A 21,153-nucleotide genomic window follows, 5' to 3' on the forward strand; every position below is an offset into this window, starting at 1 on the left:
ATGGCCGTAGCACTCGACACCCCGGTTGCCGATTTCCAGGCAGCGGCCACCAGCGGCCAGCAGGTTCAGCTGTCGGCACTGCAAGGCCAGCAGCTGGTGATCTATTTCTATCCGAAAGACAGCACCCCTGGCTGCACCACCGAAGGCCAGGGCTTTCGCGATCACTACCCGGCCTTCCAGGCCGCCAACACCCAGGTGTTCGGCGTATCGCGGGACAGCCTCAAGTCCCACGAGAACTTCAAGGGCAAGCAGCAGTTCCCCTTCGAGCTGATCGCGGACAAGGATGAGGAGCTCTGCCAGCTGTTCGACGTGATCAAGCTGAAGAAGCTCTACGGCAAGGAGTACCTGGGCGTCGACCGCAGCACCTTCCTGATCGACAAGCACGGCGTATTGCGCAAGGAATGGCGTAGCGTGAAGGTACCGGGCCATGTCGAGGCCGTGCTGGCCGCCGCTCAGGATCTGCACAACGACTGAAGCCGTACCGACAAAAAAGGCCGCTTGCCGGGGTACCCGCAAGCGGCCTTTTTATTTACATCGAGCATGTATGGCCGGCTAGGCCAAGAGCCCCGTCCTCACTCCTCGCGTACTGCCAGCTCCTTGCGCGGCCAGGCATTGAGCACGGCCTTGAACAGGGTAGCCAACGGAATGGCGAAGAACACCCCCCAGAAGCCCCACAAGCCGCCGAACAGCAATACCGCGCAGATGATCGCCACCGGGTGCAGGTTGACCGCCTCGGAGAACAGCAGTGGCACCAGCACGTTACCGTCCAGCGCCTGGATCACCCCATACACCACCATCAGGTAGAGAAACTGATCGCCGAAGCCCCACTGGAACATACCAATCAGCGCCACCGGCACCGTCACCACCACCGCGCCGATGTACGGCACTACCACCGACAGCCCCACCAGCAACGCCAGCAGCGCCGCATAGTTGAGCCCCAGCGCGGCGAACGCGATGTAGGTGACCACGCCGCAAATGATGATCTCGATGAACTTGCCACGAATGTAGTTGGCGATCTGCTGGTTCATTTCCTGAGCCACCCGGGTAATCAGGGCACGCTCGCGCGGCAGGTAACCGCGAAACCAGCCACCGATCATTTCTCGATCCTTGAGGAAGAAAAACACCAGGATCGGTACCAGTACCAGGTAGATCATGATGCCGGCCAGCATTGGCAGGCTGGACAGGGAGAACGACAGCGCCCACTGGCCGAACTTACCGGCCTCGCCGCTGATCGCCTCGGTCAACTGCAACACCTGGGCATCGCTGATCAGATTCGGGTAACGCTCCGGTAACAGCAGAAACAGCGCCTGCCACTCACCGAGCATGCGTGGCAACTCGTTGAACAGGGTGCTCAACTGGCGCCAGATCAGCGGCATCAATACCAGCAGGAACAACACCAGCGAACTCATGAACAACAGGAACACCAGCGCCACTGCCATGATCTGCGGCAGGCGCAAGCGCTCCAGGGCATTGACCAGCCCTTGCATCAGAAACGCCAGCACCAGCCCGGTCAATACCGGCGCCAGCATGCCACCGAGGGTCAGCACGGCGGCGAAACCGAGCACCAACAATACCGCCAGCACCACCGCTTGCTCGTCGGAAAAATAGCGGTGCATCCAGTTGCGTAACACCTTAATCATCAACATTCCTTAGATCGAAACAGCCCACGCAGAACGCGTGTCAGGCTTTACGCAACCAATAGCGATACACACCCGCCTCTTCCTCTTCACGCAGCAGGCTGTGGCCTGCGAGCCTGGCAAAGGCACGAAAATCCCGTTGCGAGCCGGCATCCGTGGCAATGACCTTGAGCACCGCGCCGCTTGCCAGGCGATTCAGCTCCAGCTTGGCCTTGAGCAACGGCAGCGGGCAATTCAAGCCACTGGCATCCAACTCGGCGTCGCAGGCACCGTCCCATTTTTGTCCATCGTTCATTCGAGCCCTCCTAAACAGCGCCAAGGATACCCAAGACCGTGCAACCCTGGCCAGGTGAGCGCTTGCCCGGCTACAGTAACGACTTTGTTCGCCAAGAGCTCTGTGCATGAATCTTCTGCGCCCCATCCTGTTGACGCTCGCCTGCCTGACCGCCCAGCCTGGCCTGGCCAGCGATCTACCGTCACTCGGCGACGCCAGCTCCGCGATTGTCTCGCCACAGCAAGAACATCAACTTGGCCGCGCCTGGTTGAGCCTGTTGCGCGGCCAGGTCCGTCAACTGTCGGACCCGCAGCTCAAGGATTTCGTCGAGAGCAGTGTCTATCGCCTGGGAGAAACCAGCGAGCTGAAGGATCGGCGCCTGGAATTCGTCCTGCTCGACAGCCCGCAAATCAACGCCTTCGCCGCGCCAGGCGGGATCATCGGGGTCAACGGCGGCCTGTTCCTGTATGCCCAGACCGAAGCCGAATACGCCTCGGTAATGACCCACGAACTCGCCCACCTGTCGCAACGCCACTTTGCCCGCGGCCTGGAAGCCCAGCAGCGCATGCAACTGCCGCTGATGGCGGCAATGCTCGCGGGTATCGTGGCCGCAGCAGCGGGGGCAGGCGATGTCGGCATAGCGGCCATCGCCTCGACTCAGGCGGCGGCGATTCAGGAGCAGCGGCGCTTCTCCCGGCAGAACGAGCAGGAAGCCGACCGCATCGGCCTGGTCAACCTGGAAAAAGCCGGGTATGACCCCCGCGCCATGCCGAGCATGTTCGAACGCCTGATGCGCCAATATCGCTACGACCGCAAACCACCGGAATTCCTCCTGACCCACCCGGTATCCGAATCGCGCATCGCCGACACCCGCAACCGCGCCGCACAAACCAAGGCCGGCGGTGTGACCGACAGCGCGCGCTACCAGTTGATGCGTGCCCGCGTGCAACTGAACTACGAAGATACGCCGGGACTGGCGGCCAAGCGTTTTCGCGCCCTGCTCGATGAAACCCCAAAACTGGAGGCCGCCCGCTACGGCCTGGCTTTGGCGCAGATCAAGAGCGGCCAGCACCAGAAGGCCCGCGAGAGCCTGCAACCCTTGTTACAGTCGGCACCCGATAATATCCCCTACAACCTGGCCCAGATCGAACTGGACAGCGCCTCCAGCCACCTGCCAGAAGCACAGAGCCGCATCGAGCGGCTCATGAGTAACTACCCGAACAATTACCCACTGCAGCAGGCGCGCATCGACGTGTTGATGAAACAGGCACGCCCCCAGGATGCCGAGCGCGCCCTCGATGACCTGCTGAAAAGCCGCGCAAAAGACCCCGATGTCTGGTACCAGGTCGCCGAAATGCGCGGCCTCAGTGGCAACACCATCGGCCTGCACCAGGCGCGCGCGGAGTACTTCGCCCTGGTCGGCGACTACGATCAGGCGATCGAACAACTCGACTTCGCCAAACGTCGTGCGACCAACAACTTCCCGCTCGCCTCACGCATCGACGCGCGGCAACGCGAACTGCTGGAAGACCAGCGCATCATCGAACAGATGCTGCGTTAGGCCGACGGGAACAATTGCGGGACTGGGGCCGGCTGCGCAGATGACCGCCCATCGAGGCGATTGATGGGCGGTCACCCCTCCTGAAGGTCTTGGCTGTAGACAAGGCCGCCCTGGATTTCTATAGAGCCAGCTGGTGACCCACATTGATGGGGAGACAGTAAAAAGGGCGGGCGCATTTTCGAGAATGGTAGCGGCCTGGCGACCCGGCTCAGAGGTTGTGAAAATATCGAGCGTCGTAGCGAGACCGTCTCCAGGCGTTCGCGGCGCAACGCCGCGGCGGGCGTTTGGAAGCGGCCGCAGTAGGCGAGAGTTTTTTCACAACCTCTCAGGCCCGGGCGAAGGCAGAAAACGCCTCGAGCACCTGGTCGATGTCCTCGGCACTGACATCCAGATGCGTGACCATGCGCAAACGCGGCGCGGCTGTCAGCCTGATCCCGCGCTCGGCGCAGAAGGCCTTGAGTGCGCCGGCCTGCTCGCCGACCTGGGCATAGACCATGTTGGTCTGCACCGGCTCGACCGCGTAGCCCAACCCGCGCAGCCCGTCTGCCAGGCGTTCGGCATTGGCGTGATCCTCAGCTAGGCGCGCCACCTGATGCTCCAGGGCATAGAGTCCGGCCGCAGCCAGCAGGCCGGACTGGCGCATGCCGCCGCCGACCATCTTGCGCCAACGCCGCGCCTTGCCGATCAGCGCAACGCTGCCACACAGCACCGACCCCACTGGCGCGCCCAAGCCCTTGGACAAACAGACCGAGACCGAATCAAAGTGCCGGGTGATTTCCCTGGCCGGTACACCCTGCTTGACCGCCGCGTTGTACAGCCGCGCGCCATCCAGGTGCAGGGCCAGGCCACGCCTGCGGGTCAACTCGCCGGCAGCGGCCAGATAAGTCAACGGCAGGACCTTGCCCTGCATGGTGTTTTCCAGCGCCAGCAGGCGGCTGCGGGCAAAGTGGAAGTCGTCCTGCTTGATTGCCGCCTCGATCTTACCCAGGTCCAGCGAGCCATCGGCTTCGCCCTCGATCGGTTGCGGCTGGATCGAGCCGAGCACCGCGGCGCCGCCACCTTCATATTTATAGGTGTGCGCCTGTTGGCCGACGATGTACTCGTCGCCACGTTCACAGTGGGCCATCAGACCGAGCAGATTGCTCATGGTGCCGGTCGGCACGAACAGCGCGCTGGCAAAACCCAGTTCGGCCGCCAGGTACTGCTCCAGGCGGTTGACCGAGGGATCCTCGCCGTAGACGTCATCGCCCAGTTCGGTGGCCTGCATGGCCGCGCGCATGCCCGGGGTTGGCTGGGTGACAGTGTCGCTGCGCAGGTCGATGACGGCCATGGGCGGTTTTCCTTAACGTGACGAAAAACCCGATGCTAAGGCGCCGGCAACGGGCACACAAGGTACAGTTCCGCGGGTACAGTCGCAGACCTTGCATGAGAACACAGGATCTACAAATGAGCGCCAAGAGGTCGTGAAAATAGCGCAACGCCCTAGCGGGCGTTTGCAGGCGGTCGCAGTTTTCCCACAGCCTCTCAGGCCAGTTGCACGTCTTCGGCGGGGACAATGAGGATGGCGGCGCGCAGACCGTTTTTCACCTTGGGATTGGGGAAGATGATCCGTGCTCCCGGCTCTTCCACAACCCAGCGGGTGCCGGCCAGATCCTCGGCAAGCAGGTAGCCGACCGGCAGTCTGCTGAAATTCTCCACATCCGCCGGCAGGTGCAGCCTGAAGGTGTCGCTGTGCTTGATGATTTCCCGCGCCACGGCGAACAGTTGCAGCCCGTCCAGCTCGGCGCCTGGCTGCTCCGGTTCTGGTTCGCAGCCTGCGATGATGTGCTGCAGACGCTCTTCGAGCCGACCCAGATTGACCTCCTGGTTCTGGCCGAAGGCACGCGCCTTGCCCAGCTCCAGGGTGAACGATTCTGCACCCAGCTGCGTGTAGGTGTAGGCACTGAAGGTGATCGAGCTTTTGTTGTGCAGCAACACCGCCTCGATCCCCGCGGCATTCAGCCGAGCCAACTCGCGCAAGCTGCGCGGTCGCCCCTCCTGCCAGGGATAGAGGGCGAACTGCTCGATTTCGGACGCCCGGATCGCGGTATGCAGGTCGTAGTGCAGGCGCGTGCGCTCGGGCTTGCTGAAGAAAGTGGCAGCCAGGTGTTCCAGATCAGAGGCACGCATGGCCTCGGCCCCGGCATGCTGCTCGTGCTGGCCGTTGAACAGGCGGTTGATGTCCTGCTCGATATAACGCTCGCCACGGCGGATCGCCGGCGGATTGCCGAACAGGAAGAGGATCCGTGCGCGCGGCTTCAACTCACCACGGGCAATACCGTGCAGCAGGCGGTCGAGCAATTCGATGGGGGCGGTTTCGTTGCCGTGGATACCCGCCGAGAGCAGCAGATCCAGGCCATTGTCGCGGGCCACTGGCGGCGTCACTTCCAGCGCGCCTTCGGCCAGCCAGCGCAAGCGCGTGCCCTCTGGCGTCAGCTGGATCTTCGCTGCCGGTTCGTGGCCGGCCAGGGTCAATTCAAGCAGTTTGCCGAGGGCAAGCATAGGAGTTACCTCAATCGTGATTGCAGTCAGGGCCATGCACGTGCTCGTCGTCGCCGGGCTCGGCCGCTTCCATCTCCAGTTCCAGGCTGACCAGATTGGTGGCCAGCGGGCGCAGCAGCAGATTGGCGTACTCGCTGTCACCCTCCGCCACGTCCACGCCGATCATCAACTGGCCGTTACCCACCTGCTGAAACCAGACTTCCTTGCCCTGCCACATCACCGCAAAGCGGGTGCAGGTCGTTTCCAGTTGGGTGCCATCTTCATCTTCGAGGATCAGTTGCAGGACATCGGACATTATTCAAAGCTCCACGCTATAAGCCACAAGCAGCAAGTTTAGAACGCCAAGCGTGCGCTTGAGGCTGGGGCTTGCCTGCTCAGTTCAATTGGAAAGGATAAACCGCACCCAGTTTAAGGATCTGGGTCAATTCATCCAATGCCGTGCGGCATTCAATCAACAATTGCGGGTCGGCCAACTCGCTCTCGCGGAGGCTATCGCGGTAGTGCTTGTCGACCCAGACGTTGAGGGTGTCATACAGCTGCGGGGTCATGATCACCCCCGGATTCACCGCCGCCAGCTCATTGTCCTTGAGCGCCACGCGCAGACGCAGGCAGGCCGGGCCGCCACCGTTCTGCATGCTTTGCTTGAGATCGAACACCTTGACCTCGCGAATCGGCCCGCTGCCGCTGGTGAGCTGCTGCAGGTAATTCCACACGTTGCCGTTGTTGCGGCACTCCTCCGGCACGATCAACAACATGCCGCCAGCGGCGCGTGACAACAACTGGCTATTGAACAGGTAGGACTTCACCGCGTCCTCTACCGTGACCGCATCGCGCGGCACGCACACCGCTTGCAGGTTGCCGCCACGACGGCCGAGCTTCTCGCCCAGCTCGGCCAGCACCTTGTCGGTATCGAGGAAGGCGTCCTGGTGATAGAACAGCACTTCGCCGTTGCCCACCGCGATCACGTCGTTGTGGAAGACGCCCTGATCGATCACCGCCGGGTTCTGCTGAGCATAGACCACCCCAGCCTCGCTCAATCCATGCAGGCGCACCACGGCCTGCGAGGCTTCCAGGGTCTGCCGCGCCGGGTAGCGTTGCGGCGCCGGGTAGCGGCTGTCGAAGGCGCTGCGTCCGAACACGAAGAACTCCACCCCGGCCTCGCCGTAACCGTTACAGAAGCGCGTGTGGTTGGCCGCGCCCTCGTCACCGAACTGCGTGACCGCTGGCAGCGCCGGGTGATGGGCGAAATGCTGTTGGTTGGCGAACATGGCGCCGAGCACGCGACTGGTAGTCGGGTGCTCGATGCTGCGGTGAAATTTGCAGTTGAGGTTGGCGGCGGTGAAGTGCACCCGGCCATCGGCCGTATCGGCACTGGGGCTGACGGTGCAGGCGTTGGCCGTCCACATGCTCGAGGCCGAGCAGCTTGCAACCAATAAAGGCATGGCTTCTTTCGCTGCCCGCTCGATCACTTGGGTATCGCTGCCGGTAAAGCCGAGGCGGCGCAGCACCGCGACATCCGGACGTTCCTGCGGAGCCAGCACGCCCTGCTTGAAGCCCATCTCCATCAGCGCCTTCATTTTCGCCAGCCCTTGCTTGGCGGCCTCTTTCGGGCTGGAGGCGACCTGACTGTTGCTCTGCGACGCGACGTTGCCGTAGGACAGGCCACCGTAGTTGTGGGTCGGGCCGACCAAACCGTCGAAGTTCATTTCATGCGCGGACATTACAGGCTTACTCCTGGGGTCAGGCTGGCAGGCAGGCTCAGGCTTTCACTTTCCAGCGAGGCCACCGGATAGGCGCAGTAGTCCGCCGCGTAATAAGCACTGGCGCGGTGGTTGCCGGATGCACCGACGCCACCGAACGGCGCCGTGCTGGCGGCGCCAGTGAGCTGCTTGTTCCAGTTGACGATGCCGGCACGACTCTGCAGCCAGAACTGCTGGTAGCGCGCCTTGGAGTCCGACAGCAAACCGGCGGCCAGGCCGAACTGGGTGTTGTTGGCCTCGGCGATCGCACCCTCGAAATCGGCATAGCGGATGACCTGCAGCAGCGGGCCGAAAAACTCTTCGTCCGAGCGCTCGGCTACCGCGCTGACATCGAGAATGCCCGGGGTCAGCAAGGCGGCACCGGGCAGCGGCTGGGTCATCGCCAGCAGCGCCGTGGCCCCCTTGCCGAGCAACTGCTGCTGAGCCTGCAGCAGGTGCTCAGCTGCGGCCAGGGAAATCACCGAGCCCATGAAGGGGGCCGGCTGTTCGTCATACCGGCCGACCTTGATCTGCTCGGCGACCTGGACCAGCCGAGCGAGCAGGGCATCGCCCCACTCGCCCTGCGGCACCAGCAGGCGGCGCGCACAGGTGCAGCGCTGGCCGGCGGAGATGAATGCCGACTGCACGATGGTGTAGACCGCCGCATCGACATCAGCCACCTGATCGACGATCAGCGGGTTGTTGCCGCCCATTTCCAGGGCGAGGATCTTGTCCGGGCGCCCGGCGAATTGATTGTGCAGCAGGTTGCCGGTGCGGCTCGAGCCGGTGAAGAACAACCCGTCGATACCGGGATTGCCGGCCAGGGCCACGCCGGTTTCCCGCGCGCCCTGCAGCAGATTGAGCACGCCCGCCGGCAGACCGGCTTCGATCCAGCACTTGACCGTCAGTTCGGCGACTTTCGGCGTCAACTCGCTGGGCTTGAACAGCACGCAATTGCCGGCCAGCAACGCCGGCACTATGTGACCGTTGGGCAGGTGACCGGGGAAGTTGTAGGGCCCGAACACCGCCACCACGCCATGCGGCTTGTGCCGCAGCACGGCCGTGGCATCGCCCAGCGGTGCACTCTTCTCGCCGGTACGCTCGCGGTAGCTCTGCACCGAGATGGCGACCTTGTTGACCATGCTGGCCGCCTCGGTGGCCGACTCCCACAGCGGCTTGCCGGTTTCCTCACCAATCGCCTGGGCCAGCTCGTCGGCATGCGCCTTGAGGACTACGGCGAAACGCTCCAGCACGGCGATGCGCCCATCCAGGGAGCACGAGGCCCAGCCCGCAAATGCCGCGCGGGCGGCCACCACGGCGGCCTCGACCTGGGCGACAGAGGCCGCCTGGCCACGCCAGACCACGGCCTGACTGACCGGATTCAACGATTCCAGGGCTTCGCCCTGACCAACCTGCCAGCTACCGGCGATGTAATGAGTGCTCATTTTGTTTTATCACTCCCAGCAATTTCATCACCCGGCGTTGCGCCGGGTGCGCTATTCGATCGAACGGCCCGGATCACCTCCAGGCGGCTCGGGTATTCAGCCACGGGCCGACAACGGCACCGCTCTTACCTGATCGCCGACCGCCAACTGCAAACGCTTGGCGGTCAACGGATCGACCACCAGGGTGCCGGCGGCCAGGCGTGCGGCCCCGACGGTGATGCGGCAGTCTTCGCGCTTACGGTTGTGAATCAGGAAGGTGGTGGCGTCATCGCCCGGCGTACCGATGGCCAGCACCAGTGCCTGGCTGTCGCGCACCGCACGAATTTTCGCGGTTTCCGCCTCGATGGCCGGGCCGGCGTCGAAGATGTCGACATAGCCCTGATAACTGAAGCCTTCGCCCTTGAGCATGGCCAGCGCCGGCTCGGTATCCGGGTGGACGCGGCCGATGATGTTGCGCGCGTCTTCGGAGAGGAAGCAGGTATAGAGCGGAAACTTGGGCATCAATTCGGCGATGAAGGCCTTGTTGCCGACCCCGGTCAGGTAGTCCGCCTGGCTGAACTCCATCTTGAAGAAGTGCCGACCCAGGCTTTCCCAGAATGGCGAACGGCCCTGCTCGTCGGACATGCCACGCATCTCGGCGATCACCTTGTCGCCGAACAACTCGCGGAACTCGGCGATGAACAGCATGCGTGCCTTGGACAACAGACGACCATTGAGCCCCTTGCGGTGATCGGCGCGCAGAAACAGCGAACACAGCTCGGAGTTGCCGGTCAGGTCGTTGGCCAGAAACAGGGTGGGAATCTGCCGGTGAATCTTCAGTTCCTGGGACGCGCTGACGGTCAAACCCACGCGGTAGTTGTACCAGGGCTCACGCAGGCCAACCGCGCCGGCCACGGCGGAGATACCCACCACCTCGCCAGCGTCGTTTTCCAGCACGAACAGGTAATCGGCATCGGCGCGCTCGGCCTTGCCGCTGAAGGTCTTCTCCGCCCAACCAACGCGGTGCGCCAGGCGCTCCTCGTTGGCTGGCAGGGTGGTCAAGCCGGCGCCGGTAGTGCGCGCCAGATCAATCAGGGCCGAAAGATCGGCTGTGCGAACGGGACGAACGATCATGCGCTAACTCCTTAAACCGCAACCAGACGCACACTGGCGCCCTCGCCGACGCCAAGTGCTTCGGCAACTGCAAGACTGAGGGTGACCGGCTTGCCAGGCACCCAATCCAGGTCCGCGACAATCGCGCGGAAATCCTGCAGCAGGCCATTGCTCACCAGATACGGTCGCCCACCCTTGATCGGCTCGCCGATCCTGACCGGCACCACGCGGCTCTGGGCGATGGAGCGAATCCCTGAGGTACGTGCATGCAGGGTCGGTCCGCCGTCGAAAATGTCGATGTAATGATCGGTCTCGAAGCCTTCGCGCATCAGGATGTCGAAGGTCACCTGGGCCCGCGGGTGCACCTGGCCCATGGCTTCCTGCGCGGCATCCGGCAGCAGCGGCACATAGATTGGGTAATGCGGCATCAGCTCGGCCAGAAAGGTCCGGCTCTTCAGCCCGCACAGGCGCTCGGCCTCGGCGTAGTTCATGTCGAAGAAATTGCGTCCCACGGCATCCCAGAACGGCGAATCGCCGTGCTCATCGCTGTGGCCGACAATTTCCACCACCACCGCATCGGCGAAGCGCTCCGGGTGGTTGGCGACGAACAACAAGCGTGCACGCGAGTTCAGCTCGGACCAGACACTGCCCACCAACGCCCGCTCGACGTAAAAACTGGTCAGCAGGCTGTTACCGGTCAGGTCATGGCACAGCGAGAGCACGTGGATCTTGTTGTGGATCTTCAGCTCACGGGAGTTGTGCACGAAGGTTTCGTTGCGAAAGCTGTAGAACGGCTCGGAATAACCGGCCGAGGCGGCAATCCCGGAGCAGCCGAGCAGGCGTCCGCTGTCGCTGTCTTCGAGGACGAAGAAATAGCTTTCTTCGCCATTGAAGCTCACCTCGGCGGCCAGCGAGGCATCCGACGCCGCGATCTTGTCGCGCAGGCGATCGGCATCGTCCGGCAACGAAGTCACACCAACCGGGCTGTCCGCGGCGAGACGCTGCACTTCACTCAGGTCGGCCATTTGCGCGGGGCGCATCACCAGCATGGTGTCACTCCTTTCTCAATAAAAACTCCAAGCCGCTCATCGCGAACCGCCTGGAGAAACTGCAACCCGAAGGCCACAGCACACATGGAGATAGTCATCCCTGGAAGTAGCTCGGCTTATCCATAAGCCGAGCAAGCGCAGCCCGTGGCGATCACCAGCGGATCGCCAGCGGACTGTCGACTCAGGCTTGCGTCAGCTGGACCAGCGCACGTTCGAAACGCGCCAGGCCTTCTTCGATATCGACATCTTCGACCACCAGACTCGGGGCGAAACGCACCACGTCCGGGCCGGCTTGCAGCACCATCACACCTTGCGCCGCGGCGGCATCGAGAATCGCCTTGGCCTTGCCTTTCCAGGCATCGCTCAGCACTGCACCGATCAACAGACCGAGGCCACGCACCTGGCTGAACACGCCGTACTGCTCGCCGAGCTTCTCCAGCGTGGTCTTGAAGCGCTGCTGCTTGGCTTTCACCCCCGCCAACACTTGCGGGGTGTTGATCACATCGATCACCGCCTCGGCTACCGCACAGGCCAGCGGATTGCCGCCGTAGGTGGTGCCATGGGTGCCGACGGCCAAGTGCTTGGCCAGCGCTTCGGTAGTGAGCATGGCGCCGATCGGGAAACCACCGCCCAGGCTCTTGGCGCTGGAGAGGATGTCCGGTGTCACACCGAAATGCTGGTAGGCGAACAGCGAGCCGCTGCGGCCCATGCCGGTCTGCACTTCGTCGAAGATCAGCAGCGCGTCGTGCTGGTCGCACAGCTCACGGGCCGCCTGCAGATAGGCCAGGTCGGCCGGCATTACGCCGCCTTCACCCTGGATCGGCTCCAGTACGACGGCGCAAGTCTTGGCGGAAACCGCGGCTTTCAGCGCCTCGATATCGTTGTACGGCACATGGCTGATGCCCTGGATCTTCGGCCCAAAGCCATCGGAATACTTGGGCTGCCCGCCGACACTGACGGTAAACAGGGTGCGCCCGTGGAAACTGTTGGTTGCCGCGATGATTTCGTATTTCTCTTCGCCGAACGTGTCGAACGCCACCCGCCGGGCCAGCTTGAAGGCGGCCTCGTTGGCTTCGGCGCCGGAGTTGCAGAAGAACACCCGCTCGGCGAAGGTCGCGTCGATCAGCTTGTGCGCCAGGCGCAGGGCCGGCTCGTTGGTGAACACGTTGGAAATGTGCCACAGGGTGTTGGCCTGCTCGGTCAACGCGGTGACCAGGGCCGGATGGCAATGGCCCAGGGCATTCACGGCGATGCCGCCGGTGAAGTCGATCAGCTCGCGACCCCGTTGATCCCAGACTCGGGAACCCGCGCCGCGCACCGGAATGAAGCCGGCCGGGGCATAGTTGGGAACCATCACTTGGTCGAAATCGGCGCGTTGCACCGGATCGTGCTGAACGGACATCTGAACTCTCCTGACGAGTAACACCTGCATTGAGTGGCAGGCGGTGGGAAGGATTGTAGGGATTGATTCGGGCCTGGCATTGCCGCCATGCGACAACTTCTTATAGCGCCAACCCGAGGAAAACCGCAGCTTGCGCAAATGCGACAGAAAGCGTCGGGAAGGCGCAGTTTAAATGCTGTTCGCCACGCACGCGCACAACTCGGGCAATTTCCTCACAAGCTGACCGGCCAGTTTTTGTGCCTAATTCAACGCAGCGCGGGCTAGCAGGCCGTTGAAAAAACGTAGGCGAGGCAGCCGAGACAAGGCAAAAACAGGCGAGGAAGCGGAGTTTACGAGCTGTAAATGCGCATGACTCGCGTCGCTTACCCCTACGGGGTCGCACCTAGGCGGCCCCGCTAAAGCGCGTCAGCCGCAAGCGACTTGCCGCGCCTGTTTTTAACGCCGTATCGGCAACGTAGGTAGTTTTTCAACAGCCTGCTAAGCCGTTATCAGCTGCCCCTGCACCACTGGCGGGCGGGCCAGGCCGAGAAAATCGCTCAAGGCGACTTTCTGCGCTATCGCATCCTGATACCCCAGCTCGATCAGCTCGTTGCAATAGCCGGCCTCGAACAGCAGATAGCTGAGCACACCCGCACCGCTGACCTTGGTCGCCCCCGGCCCACGCAGGAACAGGCGCAGCGCCGCCGGCATCTCATGGCGATGGCGGGCGGCGATCGCATCCAGCGGCTGGCTCGGCGAAATCACCAGCACCTCCACCGGATTGAGCCCCAAGCCACGCGGGCGCTGCTCCGGCGGGATCAGTTTGCTCATCAGGTTGAGCCGTTCGAGCAGTTCGATATCGCCTTCCAGGCTGTCGATAAAGGTGCTGTTGAGCATATGCCCGCCGATTTGCGCCAGGCTCGGCGGCTTGACGGCCTGTACCGCAGCCGTAACGGCGCTACCGTGTTCCGCCTGGGGGTTATGACTGACGCCAACCACCAACACCCGGGTAGCGCCCAGGTGCAATGCCGGACTGATAGGGGCGGACTGACGCACGGCGCCGTCGCCGAAATATTCGCGGTTGATCTTCACCGCCGGAAACAGCAGCGGGATGGAAGAGCTGGCCAGTAGATGATCGACGGACAAACGGGTCGGTACGCCGACCCGACGATGGCGCATCCAGGGATCGATGGTGGCGCGCCCTTGATAGAAGGTCACGGCATGCCCGGACTCGTAGCCGAACGCTGTCACCGCCACTGCGCGCAATTGGCGCTGGCGAACCGCGGCCGCGATCCCGGAGAAATCCAACTCGCGCTGGATCAATTCGCGCAGCGGCGAACTGTCGAGCAGCGCCACCGGCACCTGCCCCCCCAAGCCGAGCACGCTGTGGCCGATAAAGCGGCTGGCCTGACGCAAGACCCCCAACCAGTCGCTGCGATACACCTGATGCGTATGAAAACCCTGCCAGACACTGGTCAGACGGCGCACCGCTTCGGAAAAATGCAATGCCCCGCACGCCAGGCCGACCGCATTGATCGCCCCCGCCGAGGTCCCGACAATCACCGGAAAGGGATTCTGCGTGGGATCCGGCAACAAATCTGCAATCGCCGCCAGCACGCCGACCTGATAGGCCGCCCGCGCGCCACCGCCGGAAAGAATCAGCCCGGTTACCGGCTCGCTGGAGGGAGCGTTTGACGTCATAGGGAGTTCCGAGTTTCCGTGTAATTGGTTGGCCGGGGCGAACCGCGCAGGTGGCAATCCAGGCGCCTAACAGGCCGTTGAAAAATGTAGGCGAGGCAGCCGAGACAAGGCAAAAACAGGCGAGGAAGCGGAGTTTACGAGCTGTAAATGAGCATTCCGAGCCTGTTTTTAACGCCGTATCGGCAACGTAGGTAGCTTTTCAACGGCCTGCTAACCGCGGCGCTTCTGGTACATCTTTGCCTCACCGGCCGGGCGCGTCTTGAAGCGACGGTGGGCCCACAGGTACTGCTCGGGCTGCTGACGAATCGCCGCCTCGATCCACTGATTGACCCGCAAACAGTCGGCCTCCTCGCTCTCCCCAGGGAAATCGGTCAGCGGCGGGTGCACCACCACCTTATAGCCGGAGCCGTCGGCCAGCCGTGTCTGGGTGAAGGGAATCACCCGCGCCCGGCCCAGGCGGGCGAACTTGCTGGTGGCCGTCACCGTCGCGGCCGGCACGCCAAACAACGGCACGAAAATACTGCGCTGCGCGCCATAATCCTGATCCGGCGCGTACCAAATCACCTTGCCGGCGCGCAGCAACTTGAGCGTGCCGCGCACATCGTTGCGCTCGATCACCCCCTGCAGACGCTGCTCGCGACCACGGCGCTGGACATAGTCAAACACGGGGCTCTTGTGTGGCCGGTACATGCCATACATATCTTGCTGCATGCCCAGCAGACCACCGCCCATTTCCAGGGTAGTGAAGTGCAAAGCCATCAGCAGCACGCCCTGCCCTTCGGCCTCGGCCGCGCGCAGATGCTCAAGCCCCTCGACCTGACCCTGCTTGGCCAGCCGCGCCGCCGGCCACCACCAACTAATCGCCATCTCGAAGAAGGTCATGCCGGTCGAGGCGAAGTTCTCGCGCAACAAGCTGGCGCGCTCGCTGGCCGACAATTCGGGGAAACACAGCTCCAGGTTGTGCGCGGCAATCGCCCGGCGCGAACTGGCCAGGTGATACATCACACCGCCAAGCCGACGCCCCAGCCACATCAACAGCGAGTAAGGCAACAGCGCGAGCAGCCAGAGCAGGCCAAGTCCCAGCCATAACAGCCAGAAGCGTGGATGCAGGAAATAGGCACGAAAGACTGGACGATCCATCTACGATTCCGTAGCAATGCATAAAGCCCGGCATTCTAGCACCGGCGTTTTAGCATAAGTTGTGCAAAGACTCGGCCCGGCTTGCAGCCCAGCGGGGTTATCGCTATAAGTCCGGGCTACTTTCGTCACGACCGACAAGGCGTATCAGGCAGACCATGAGCCAAGCCGATCTACTCGAGCAAGACCCCGTATTCCAGCTCAAGGGCAGCATGCTGGCCATCACCGTGCTGGAACTGGCGCACAACGACCTCGTGCGCCTCGACCAGCAACTGGCCGCGAAAGTCGCCCAGGCGCCGAACTTCTTCAGCAATACCCCACTGATATTGGCTCTGGACAAGTTGCCGGATGGCGAAGGCAGCCTCGACCTAGGCGCCCTGGTGACCCTGTGCCGCCGCCATGGCCTGCGTACCCTGGCCGTGCGCGCCCACCGTGAAGACGACATCGTCGCCGCCAGTGCCCTGGATTTACCGGTGCTGCCGCCGTCCGGCGCACGCGAACGGCCGATCGATCCGACCGGCGGTAGCGCATCAGCGAAAAAACCGGAAAAGCCCGCAGAGCCTGAGCTCAGGCCGAGCAAGATCATCACCAGCCCGGTGCGCGGCGGCCAGCAGATCTACGCCCAGGGCGGCGACCTGATCGTCCTGGCGCCGGTCAGCTCCGGCGCGGAACTTCTCGCCGATGGCAACATCCATGTTTACGCGCCCATGCGCGGCCGCGCCCTGGCCGGCATCAAGGGCAACACCAAGGCACGCATCTTCTGCCAGCAAATGGGCGCGGAACTGCTCTCCATCGCCGGCCAATACAAGGTCGCCGAAGACCTGCGCCGTGACCCTTTATGGGGCGAGGCGGTGCATGTCAGCTTGTCGGGTGACGTGTTGAACATCACCCGCCTTTAACGGATACTGCCGCCAATTTTCAGGGACATAAAAAGGCATCTGGAAGCCGCATATGGCTGTCGGATTCCCGTCTTTCTTCACATTTGGGGTGAATCACCTTGGCCAAGATCATCGTAGTCACTTCCGGCAAGGGTGGCGTGGGTAAAACCACCACCAGCGCCGCCATCGGTACCGGCCTCGCCTTGCGCGGGCACAAAACTGTCATCGTCGACTTCGACGTCGGTTTGCGTAACCTCGACCTGATCATGGGCTGCGAACGTCGCGTGGTGTATGACTTCGTCAACGTGGTCAACGGCGAAGCCACACTGAGCCAGGCGCTGATCAAGGACAAGCGCTTGGAAAACCTCTATGTGCTGGCTGCCAGCCAGACCCGTGACAAAGACGCGCTGACCGAAGAAGGCGTGGAAAAAGTCATCAACGAACTGCGCGAAAACTTCGAATACGTGGTCTGCGACTCGCCGGCCGGTATCGAAAAAGGCGCGCACTTGGCGATGTACTTCGCCGATGAAGCCATTGTCGTGACCAACCCCGAAGTTTCCTCGGTGCGTGACTCCGACCGCATGCTCGGCCTGCTGGCGAGCAAATCGCGCCGCGCCGTGAAAGGCGAAGAGCCGATCAAGGAACACCTGCTGCTGACACGCTACAACCCCGAGCGCGTGACTCGTGGTGAAATGCTCGGTGTGGAAGACGTCGAGGAAATCCTCGCCATCCGCCTGCTCGGCGTTATCCCGGAATCGCAAGCCGTGTTGAAAGCGTCCAACCAGGGCGTACCGGTCATCCTTGATGACCAAAGCGACGCTGGTCAGGCCTACAGCGATGCCGTCGACCGTCTGCTCGGCAAGGAAGTTGCCCATCGCTTTCTCGATGTGCAGAAGAAAGGACTCATGCAACGCTTGTTTGGAGCTCGCTAATGAATATTTTTGACTTCTTTCGTGAACGCAAAAAAGAACCCACTGCGTCCATTGCGAAAGAGCGCCTGCAAATCATCGTCGCCCACGAGCGCGGCCAGCGCAGCCAGCCGGATTACCTGCCGGCCCTGCAAAAAGAACTGGTCGAGGTGATTCGCAAGTACGTCAACATCGAATCGGATAACGTGCAGGTCGCCTTGGAAAATCAAGGCAGCTGCTCGATCCTGGAACTCAACATCACCCTGCCGGATCGCTAACAGCGGTTGCTGCGGCACACCTGTATAAATGGCGGTCCTTGAGGGCCGCCATTTCATTCCAGAAGCCTGCACTCTTTGTGGAAGGGGCTTTAGCCGCGAAGCTTTTAACCAGACGAAGGCTTCGCGACTAAAGCGGAACGCCGCCCGCCCCCTCCTACCACTAGCCTCAAAGCCTCTATTCAAGAAGCCCCATGCCGCTCAGCCAAATCGAAATTCTCCACCAGGACGCCGCCCTGCTGGTGATCAACAAGCCCACCCTGCTGCTCTCGGTGCCCGGTCGTGCCGATGACAACAAGGATTGCCTGGTCACCCGCCTGCAGGACAACGGCTTCCCGGAAGCGCGTATCGTCCATCGCCTGGACTGGGAAACCTCGGGCATCATCGTCCTCGCGCGCGACGTCGACAGCCACCGCGAACTGTCGCGCCAGTTCCACGACCGCGAGACCGAAAAAGCCTACATCGCCCTGTGCTGGGGCCAGCCCGAGGCGGACAGCGGCAGCATCGACCTGCCACTGCGCTACGACCCACCGAGCAAACCGCGGCATGTGGTCGACCATGAACTGGGCAAACACGCCCTGACCCACTGGCGCGTGCTCGAGCGTTGTGGCGATTACTGCCGGGTCGAACTGACGCCGATCACCGGCCGTTCGCACCAGCTGCGCGTCCACATGCTGTCGATCGGCCACCCGCTGCTCGGTGACTCCCTCTACGCCCCCCCGCAAGCCCTGGTCGCCTATCCACGCCTGTGCCTGCACGCCTGCATGCTCGGCCTGACCCACCCGCAAAGTGGCGAACGCCTGCGCTTCGACTGCCCCGCACCGTTCTAGCGATCCGCGCCAGAGTCGGCCTATACACGCAGCCGACCCGCAGCCCGGCTGGGCTCCGGGCTAATCCGGGGAATGCCGTTCACTCCTGCTTGCGCGGCCATACCAGGCTGAACTTTGCCCCACCCAGGGCTTCGCTGTGGCTGATCTGTGCGCGACCGCCGTGCCAGTAGATGATCCGGCGCACGATCGACAGGCCCAGGCCATGTCCGCCGGAGGCGCGGGTACGGCTGTCGTCCAGACGCAGGAAGGGGTTGAAGATGCGCTCCCAGGCGTCATCCGGCACCCCAGGGCCGTCATCCTCGACATCCACGCGGCAGCGCTGCTGGCCGACCTGATAACTCACCCGTACCCGCGATTCGGCGTGGCGCATGGCATTGCTCACCAAGTTCTGCAAGGCGCGATGCAGGTAGCGCAATTCCGCCTCGACCAGCGCCCCGCTGCCATCCAGGGCATCCAGTGCCGGGCCGCGTTCGACCCGCACCCCGGCGCGCAGCGGTGCCAGCTCGTCGATTACCTGGTCGATCAGCTGACCGAGGTCGACCTGCTGGAAGTTCAGCGCCGGCGCGCCCTGCTCCAGGCGCGCATAGGTCAGCATCTCGTCGACCAGCTTGTCGAGATCCTGGATATCGCTGTCCATGCCGTCCATGTATTTGCGCCGCGCCGTCTCGTTCTCGGCGTCGCCGATCATCTCCAGGCCGAAGCGCAGGCGCGCCACCGGCGTGCGCAGCTCATGGGACACCGCCTGCACCATTTCACGCTGAATGCTCAAGGAGCGCTGCAAGTGCTCGGCCATGGCATTAAACGCCGCCGCCAGCCGCCCCACCGAATCGGTGCCGCGGCTCGGCACCCGCGCATCCAGGCGACCACTGGCGATCCGCGTAGCGGCGCCCTCCAGCCCCCCCAGACGCTGCTCCAGGGGCCGCACCAGCAGATAGACCGTCAAGCCGATCAGGCTCAAGCCCAGCACCCCGATCAACACCAGCAACTGCGCCGGGTAAGGGCTCATCTGATACAGCGGGCCGATTTCCAGCACCCAGGATGAACCGGAAATACCAGAGAACACATGAATACTGTCGCCGCCCTTGCCCAGCGCCATCACCGTGTCGCCCTCGTCCACCCGCCGGCGCTGGTCGACGTCCAGATTCGCCTGCTCGAGGCTGACCAGGTGCAGATCGAAACCGAACTGTTTGGCCTCTTTAATCTCAGCCAATCGCTGCGGCTGTTCGGCCAGCGGATAGCGGATCAACTCGTCGATCAGCAGAAACACCGTCGCCCGCGCCAGCTGTTCGCTGATCTGCTGCACCTCGCCGCTCAGCAGCAGCTGCTGCGGTTCGTCGACCTGGCTATAGACGGTCGCCGCATGCGGGCCGGTTTGCCGCACCAACACCTGGCCCCGCTTGAGACGGTTGCGCTCACCGCTATCGAGCGGGGCCTCGGCCACCGACTGGATGGTCAGTGGAATGCCCAGCAGGCGCGACCACAGCACCACGGAGCGACGCCGCTCGAGCTCGCTCATCGGCGCCAGGTTGTCGGCCATCAGGCGGAAGGTGCCACGCGCCAGGCGCTCGCGGTATTGCTCCGAGCGTACCTCGTTGACCAGGTGCAGGGTGCCGACGCCGAGCAGCGCCACCAGCACCAGCACCGCCAGCATGCCGGCATAAATGCGCAGAAAGATCGAATTCATAGCAGCGCTTCGGCAGCCTCGGCGACGAATAGATAACCCTTGCTGCGCACGGTCTTGATCAGGCGTGGATGCATCGGATCGTCGCCGATCTTCGGCCGTATCCGCGAGATACGCACGTCGATGGAGCGATCCTGGCCGTCGTACTCGATCCCGCGCAAGGCATTGAAGATCTCCTCGCGCGAGAGAATCCGCCCGGCGTTGGCCGTCAGCAGCCAGAGCAGGTCGAACTCGGCGCTGGTCAGCTCGATGCTCTGCTCGCCCAGCCAGGCCTCGCGCATCGCACTGTCGATCACCAGCGGACCGAACTCCAGGCGCCGCGCCCCTTCAGCCGCCGTCGCCGCGACGCCCTCACGGCGCCGCAGCAGCGCCCGGATCCGCGCCAGCAGCACCCGCGGACGCACCGGCTTGTACACATAATCGTCGGCGCCCATTTCCAGGCCGAGCACCTGGTCCATGTCGTCGGTGCGCGCGGTGAGCATCAGGATAGGCCCGTCGTATTGGTCGCGCACCTTGCGGCAGATCGTCAGGCCGTCTTCGCCCGGCAGCATCAAATCGAGAATCACCAGATCCGGCTGCTCTTTGATAATGCGCGCGGCCGCCTGCGCGCCGTCGCCCTCGATGCTTACCACCAGGCCATTGCTCTGCAGGTAATCACGGGTCAGCTCGGCCAGACGCTGGTCGTCTTCGACGATAAGGATGTGCCAGGTGTCTTGCTGCTGCACGGCTGCCTCCGGGGGACAGATCAACGACGACGAAAAAGACCCTGATTGTAACAACGCCGAGCGCCATGGCGCAGGTCTGACGTGAGTGGCCTGTTTGCTCACACTTTCGGCGCCTGCGGCTCTGCTACTGCGATGCGGCTTTTTGCCATAGCCGGCGATGACTCGGACTCAGCACCTCGGTCAGCCGAAGGTGAATTAATTCACTAACCGCACAGAACACTGACGCGTCGAAAGCGCCGCGAGGCAGCTGCACAGAGCAGGCCAAAACGCCACAAAAAAAACTACATATTGTGTTTCTG

Annotated in this window: 20 protein-coding genes; 6 read left to right on the plus strand and 14 right to left on the minus strand. The window is 63.0% G+C overall.

The genetic code is table 11. The features are described from left to right. Positions 1-474, plus strand: a complete 474-nt coding sequence (locus tag VCJ09_RS16630; RefSeq protein ID WP_324731235.1) for a peroxiredoxin — start codon at positions 1-3, stop codon at positions 472-474. A gap of 98 nt (positions 475-572) precedes the next feature. Here the strand turns inward: VCJ09_RS16630 and VCJ09_RS16635 are convergent, their stop codons facing one another. Further along, complete coding sequence (locus VCJ09_RS16635) at positions 573-1,640, minus strand: AI-2E family transporter (protein WP_324731236.1); 1,068 nt, start codon at positions 1,638-1,640, stop codon at positions 573-575. Between the two features lie 40 nt (positions 1,641-1,680). Next, the gene (locus VCJ09_RS16640; RefSeq protein ID WP_324731237.1) at positions 1,681-1,932 is read right to left on the minus strand and encodes a sulfurtransferase TusA family protein; all 252 of its coding nucleotides are present in this window, start codon (positions 1,930-1,932) and stop codon (positions 1,681-1,683) included. A 106-nt stretch (positions 1,933-2,038) separates the two neighbouring features. On the opposite strand from VCJ09_RS16640, the gene VCJ09_RS16645 reads away from it, so the two are divergent. Further along, entirely contained in the window at positions 2,039-3,472 is a 1,434-nt protein-coding gene (locus tag VCJ09_RS16645; protein ID WP_324731238.1) for a M48 family metalloprotease, read from the plus strand. A gap of 325 nt (positions 3,473-3,797) precedes the next feature. Here VCJ09_RS16645 and ltaE read toward each other — a convergent pair whose 3' ends face one another. The 10 genes from ltaE to VCJ09_RS16695 form a co-directional block, all read right to left on the minus strand. Next, positions 3,798-4,802, minus strand: a complete 1,005-nt coding sequence (gene ltaE, locus VCJ09_RS16650) for a low-specificity L-threonine aldolase (protein WP_324731239.1) — start codon at positions 4,800-4,802, stop codon at positions 3,798-3,800. 194 nt (positions 4,803-4,996) lie between these two features. Next, positions 4,997-6,013, minus strand: a complete 1,017-nt coding sequence (gene astE / locus VCJ09_RS16655; protein WP_324731240.1) for a succinylglutamate desuccinylase — start codon at positions 6,011-6,013, stop codon at positions 4,997-4,999. A 10-nt stretch (positions 6,014-6,023) separates the two neighbouring features. Continuing rightward, positions 6,024-6,308, minus strand: a complete 285-nt coding sequence (locus VCJ09_RS16660) for a topoisomerase II (RefSeq protein WP_079202663.1) — start codon at positions 6,306-6,308, stop codon at positions 6,024-6,026. A 79-nt stretch (positions 6,309-6,387) separates the two neighbouring features. Continuing rightward, positions 6,388-7,734 (minus strand): N-succinylarginine dihydrolase, encoded by a 1,347-nt coding sequence (gene astB / locus VCJ09_RS16665; protein ID WP_324731241.1) that lies wholly within the window; start codon positions 7,732-7,734, stop codon positions 6,388-6,390. Continuing rightward, positions 7,734-9,197 (minus strand): succinylglutamate-semialdehyde dehydrogenase, encoded by a 1,464-nt coding sequence (gene astD / locus VCJ09_RS16670; RefSeq protein WP_324731242.1) that lies wholly within the window; start codon positions 9,195-9,197, stop codon positions 7,734-7,736. Before astD ends, astB begins: the two co-directional genes overlap by 1 nt. Before the next feature lie 96 nt (positions 9,198-9,293). Beyond that, entirely contained in the window at positions 9,294-10,310 is a 1,017-nt protein-coding gene (astA, locus tag VCJ09_RS16675) for an arginine N-succinyltransferase (protein ID WP_079202666.1), read from the minus strand. Between the two features lie 11 nt (positions 10,311-10,321). Next, entirely contained in the window at positions 10,322-11,338 is a 1,017-nt protein-coding gene (gene aruF / locus VCJ09_RS16680) for an arginine/ornithine succinyltransferase subunit alpha (protein WP_324731243.1), read from the minus strand. Positions 11,339-11,519: 181 nt separating this feature from the next. Continuing rightward, positions 11,520-12,740: an aspartate aminotransferase family protein gene (locus tag VCJ09_RS16685; RefSeq protein ID WP_324731244.1), complete on the minus strand. Its 1,221-nt coding sequence runs from the start codon at positions 12,738-12,740 to the stop codon at positions 11,520-11,522. A 477-nt stretch (positions 12,741-13,217) separates the two neighbouring features. Beyond that, positions 13,218-14,420: a patatin-like phospholipase family protein gene (locus tag VCJ09_RS16690; RefSeq protein WP_324731245.1), complete on the minus strand. Its 1,203-nt coding sequence runs from the start codon at positions 14,418-14,420 to the stop codon at positions 13,218-13,220. A 210-nt stretch (positions 14,421-14,630) separates the two neighbouring features. After that, positions 14,631-15,560 (minus strand): lipid A biosynthesis lauroyl acyltransferase, encoded by a 930-nt coding sequence (locus tag VCJ09_RS16695; protein WP_324731246.1) that lies wholly within the window; start codon positions 15,558-15,560, stop codon positions 14,631-14,633. A 155-nt stretch (positions 15,561-15,715) separates the two neighbouring features. Between VCJ09_RS16695 and minC the strand changes: the two genes are divergently transcribed. The 4 genes from minC to VCJ09_RS16715 all read left to right on the plus strand — a co-directional run bounded on the left by minC (position 15,716) and on the right by VCJ09_RS16715 (position 18,448). Further along, complete coding sequence (gene minC / locus VCJ09_RS16700) at positions 15,716-16,456, plus strand: septum site-determining protein MinC (RefSeq protein WP_324731247.1); 741 nt, start codon at positions 15,716-15,718, stop codon at positions 16,454-16,456. Positions 16,457-16,554: 98 nt separating this feature from the next. Further along, a complete protein-coding gene (minD, locus tag VCJ09_RS16705) occupies positions 16,555-17,367 on the plus strand; it encodes a septum site-determining protein MinD (RefSeq protein WP_079202672.1) in 813 nt (270 codons plus the stop codon). Continuing rightward, a complete protein-coding gene (gene minE / locus VCJ09_RS16710; protein WP_079202673.1) occupies positions 17,367-17,621 on the plus strand; it encodes a cell division topological specificity factor MinE in 255 nt (84 codons plus the stop codon). Before minD ends, minE begins: the two co-directional genes overlap by 1 nt. A 191-nt stretch (positions 17,622-17,812) precedes the next feature. Further along, positions 17,813-18,448, plus strand: coding sequence for an RluA family pseudouridine synthase (locus VCJ09_RS16715; protein ID WP_324731248.1), 636 nt, complete (start codon positions 17,813-17,815; stop codon positions 18,446-18,448). Positions 18,449-18,527: 79 nt separating this feature from the next. On the opposite strand, the gene VCJ09_RS16720 is transcribed toward VCJ09_RS16715, so the two are convergent. Next, the gene (locus VCJ09_RS16720) at positions 18,528-20,132 is read right to left on the minus strand and encodes an ATP-binding protein (RefSeq protein WP_079202675.1); all 1,605 of its coding nucleotides are present in this window, start codon (positions 20,130-20,132) and stop codon (positions 18,528-18,530) included. Beyond that, positions 20,129-20,854 carry a response regulator gene (locus tag VCJ09_RS16725; RefSeq protein ID WP_324731249.1) on the minus strand — a complete coding sequence of 242 codons (726 nt, stop codon included), beginning with the start codon at positions 20,852-20,854 and terminating at the stop codon, positions 20,129-20,131. The genes VCJ09_RS16720 and VCJ09_RS16725 overlap by 4 nt, the downstream gene beginning before the upstream one ends. Between the last annotated feature and the right edge of the window lie 299 nt (positions 20,855-21,153).

Origin of the sequence: Pseudomonas paeninsulae, assembly GCF_035621475.1 — a bacterium.
Classification (GTDB): domain Bacteria; phylum Pseudomonadota; class Gammaproteobacteria; order Pseudomonadales; family Pseudomonadaceae; genus Aquipseudomonas; species Aquipseudomonas paeninsulae.

What these genes read in the sequence shown, in the direction of transcription:
- VCJ09_RS16635 (WP_324731236.1), bottom strand. Translation starts at nt 1,640, where the DNA reads ATGATTAAGGTGTTACGCAACTGGATGCACCGCTATTTTTCCGACGAG.
- ltaE (WP_324731239.1), bottom strand. Translation starts at nt 4,802, where the DNA reads ATGGCCGTCATCGACCTGCGCAGCGACACTGTCACCCAGCCAACCCCG.
- astE (WP_324731240.1), bottom strand. Translation starts at nt 6,013, where the DNA reads ATGCTTGCCCTCGGCAAACTGCTTGAATTGACCCTGGCCGGCCACGAA.
- minE (WP_079202673.1), top strand. Translation starts at nt 17,367, where the DNA reads ATGAATATTTTTGACTTCTTTCGTGAACGCAAAAAAGAACCCACTGCG.
- astA (WP_079202666.1), bottom strand. Translation starts at nt 10,310, where the DNA reads ATGATCGTTCGTCCCGTTCGCACAGCCGATCTTTCGGCCCTGATTGAT.
- VCJ09_RS16690 (WP_324731245.1), bottom strand. Translation starts at nt 14,420, where the DNA reads ATGACGTCAAACGCTCCCTCCAGCGAGCCGGTAACCGGGCTGATTCTT.
- astB (WP_324731241.1), bottom strand. Translation starts at nt 7,734, where the DNA reads ATGTCCGCGCATGAAATGAACTTCGACGGTTTGGTCGGCCCGACCCAC.
- VCJ09_RS16660 (WP_079202663.1), bottom strand. Translation starts at nt 6,308, where the DNA reads ATGTCCGATGTCCTGCAACTGATCCTCGAAGATGAAGATGGCACCCAA.
- VCJ09_RS16685 (WP_324731244.1), bottom strand. Translation starts at nt 12,740, where the DNA reads ATGTCCGTTCAGCACGATCCGGTGCAACGCGCCGATTTCGACCAAGTG.
- VCJ09_RS16630 (WP_324731235.1), top strand. Translation starts at nt 1, where the DNA reads ATGGCCGTAGCACTCGACACCCCGGTTGCCGATTTCCAGGCAGCGGCC.
- VCJ09_RS16645 (WP_324731238.1), top strand. Translation starts at nt 2,039, where the DNA reads ATGAATCTTCTGCGCCCCATCCTGTTGACGCTCGCCTGCCTGACCGCC.
- astD (WP_324731242.1), bottom strand. Translation starts at nt 9,197, where the DNA reads ATGAGCACTCATTACATCGCCGGTAGCTGGCAGGTTGGTCAGGGCGAA.
- VCJ09_RS16640 (WP_324731237.1), bottom strand. Translation starts at nt 1,932, where the DNA reads ATGAACGATGGACAAAAATGGGACGGTGCCTGCGACGCCGAGTTGGAT.
- VCJ09_RS16720 (WP_079202675.1), bottom strand. Translation starts at nt 20,132, where the DNA reads ATGAATTCGATCTTTCTGCGCATTTATGCCGGCATGCTGGCGGTGCTG.
- aruF (WP_324731243.1), bottom strand. Translation starts at nt 11,338, where the DNA reads ATGCTGGTGATGCGCCCCGCGCAAATGGCCGACCTGAGTGAAGTGCAG.
- minC (WP_324731247.1), top strand. Translation starts at nt 15,716, where the DNA reads ATGAGCCAAGCCGATCTACTCGAGCAAGACCCCGTATTCCAGCTCAAG.
- VCJ09_RS16695 (WP_324731246.1), bottom strand. Translation starts at nt 15,560, where the DNA reads ATGGATCGTCCAGTCTTTCGTGCCTATTTCCTGCATCCACGCTTCTGG.
- VCJ09_RS16715 (WP_324731248.1), top strand. Translation starts at nt 17,813, where the DNA reads ATGCCGCTCAGCCAAATCGAAATTCTCCACCAGGACGCCGCCCTGCTG.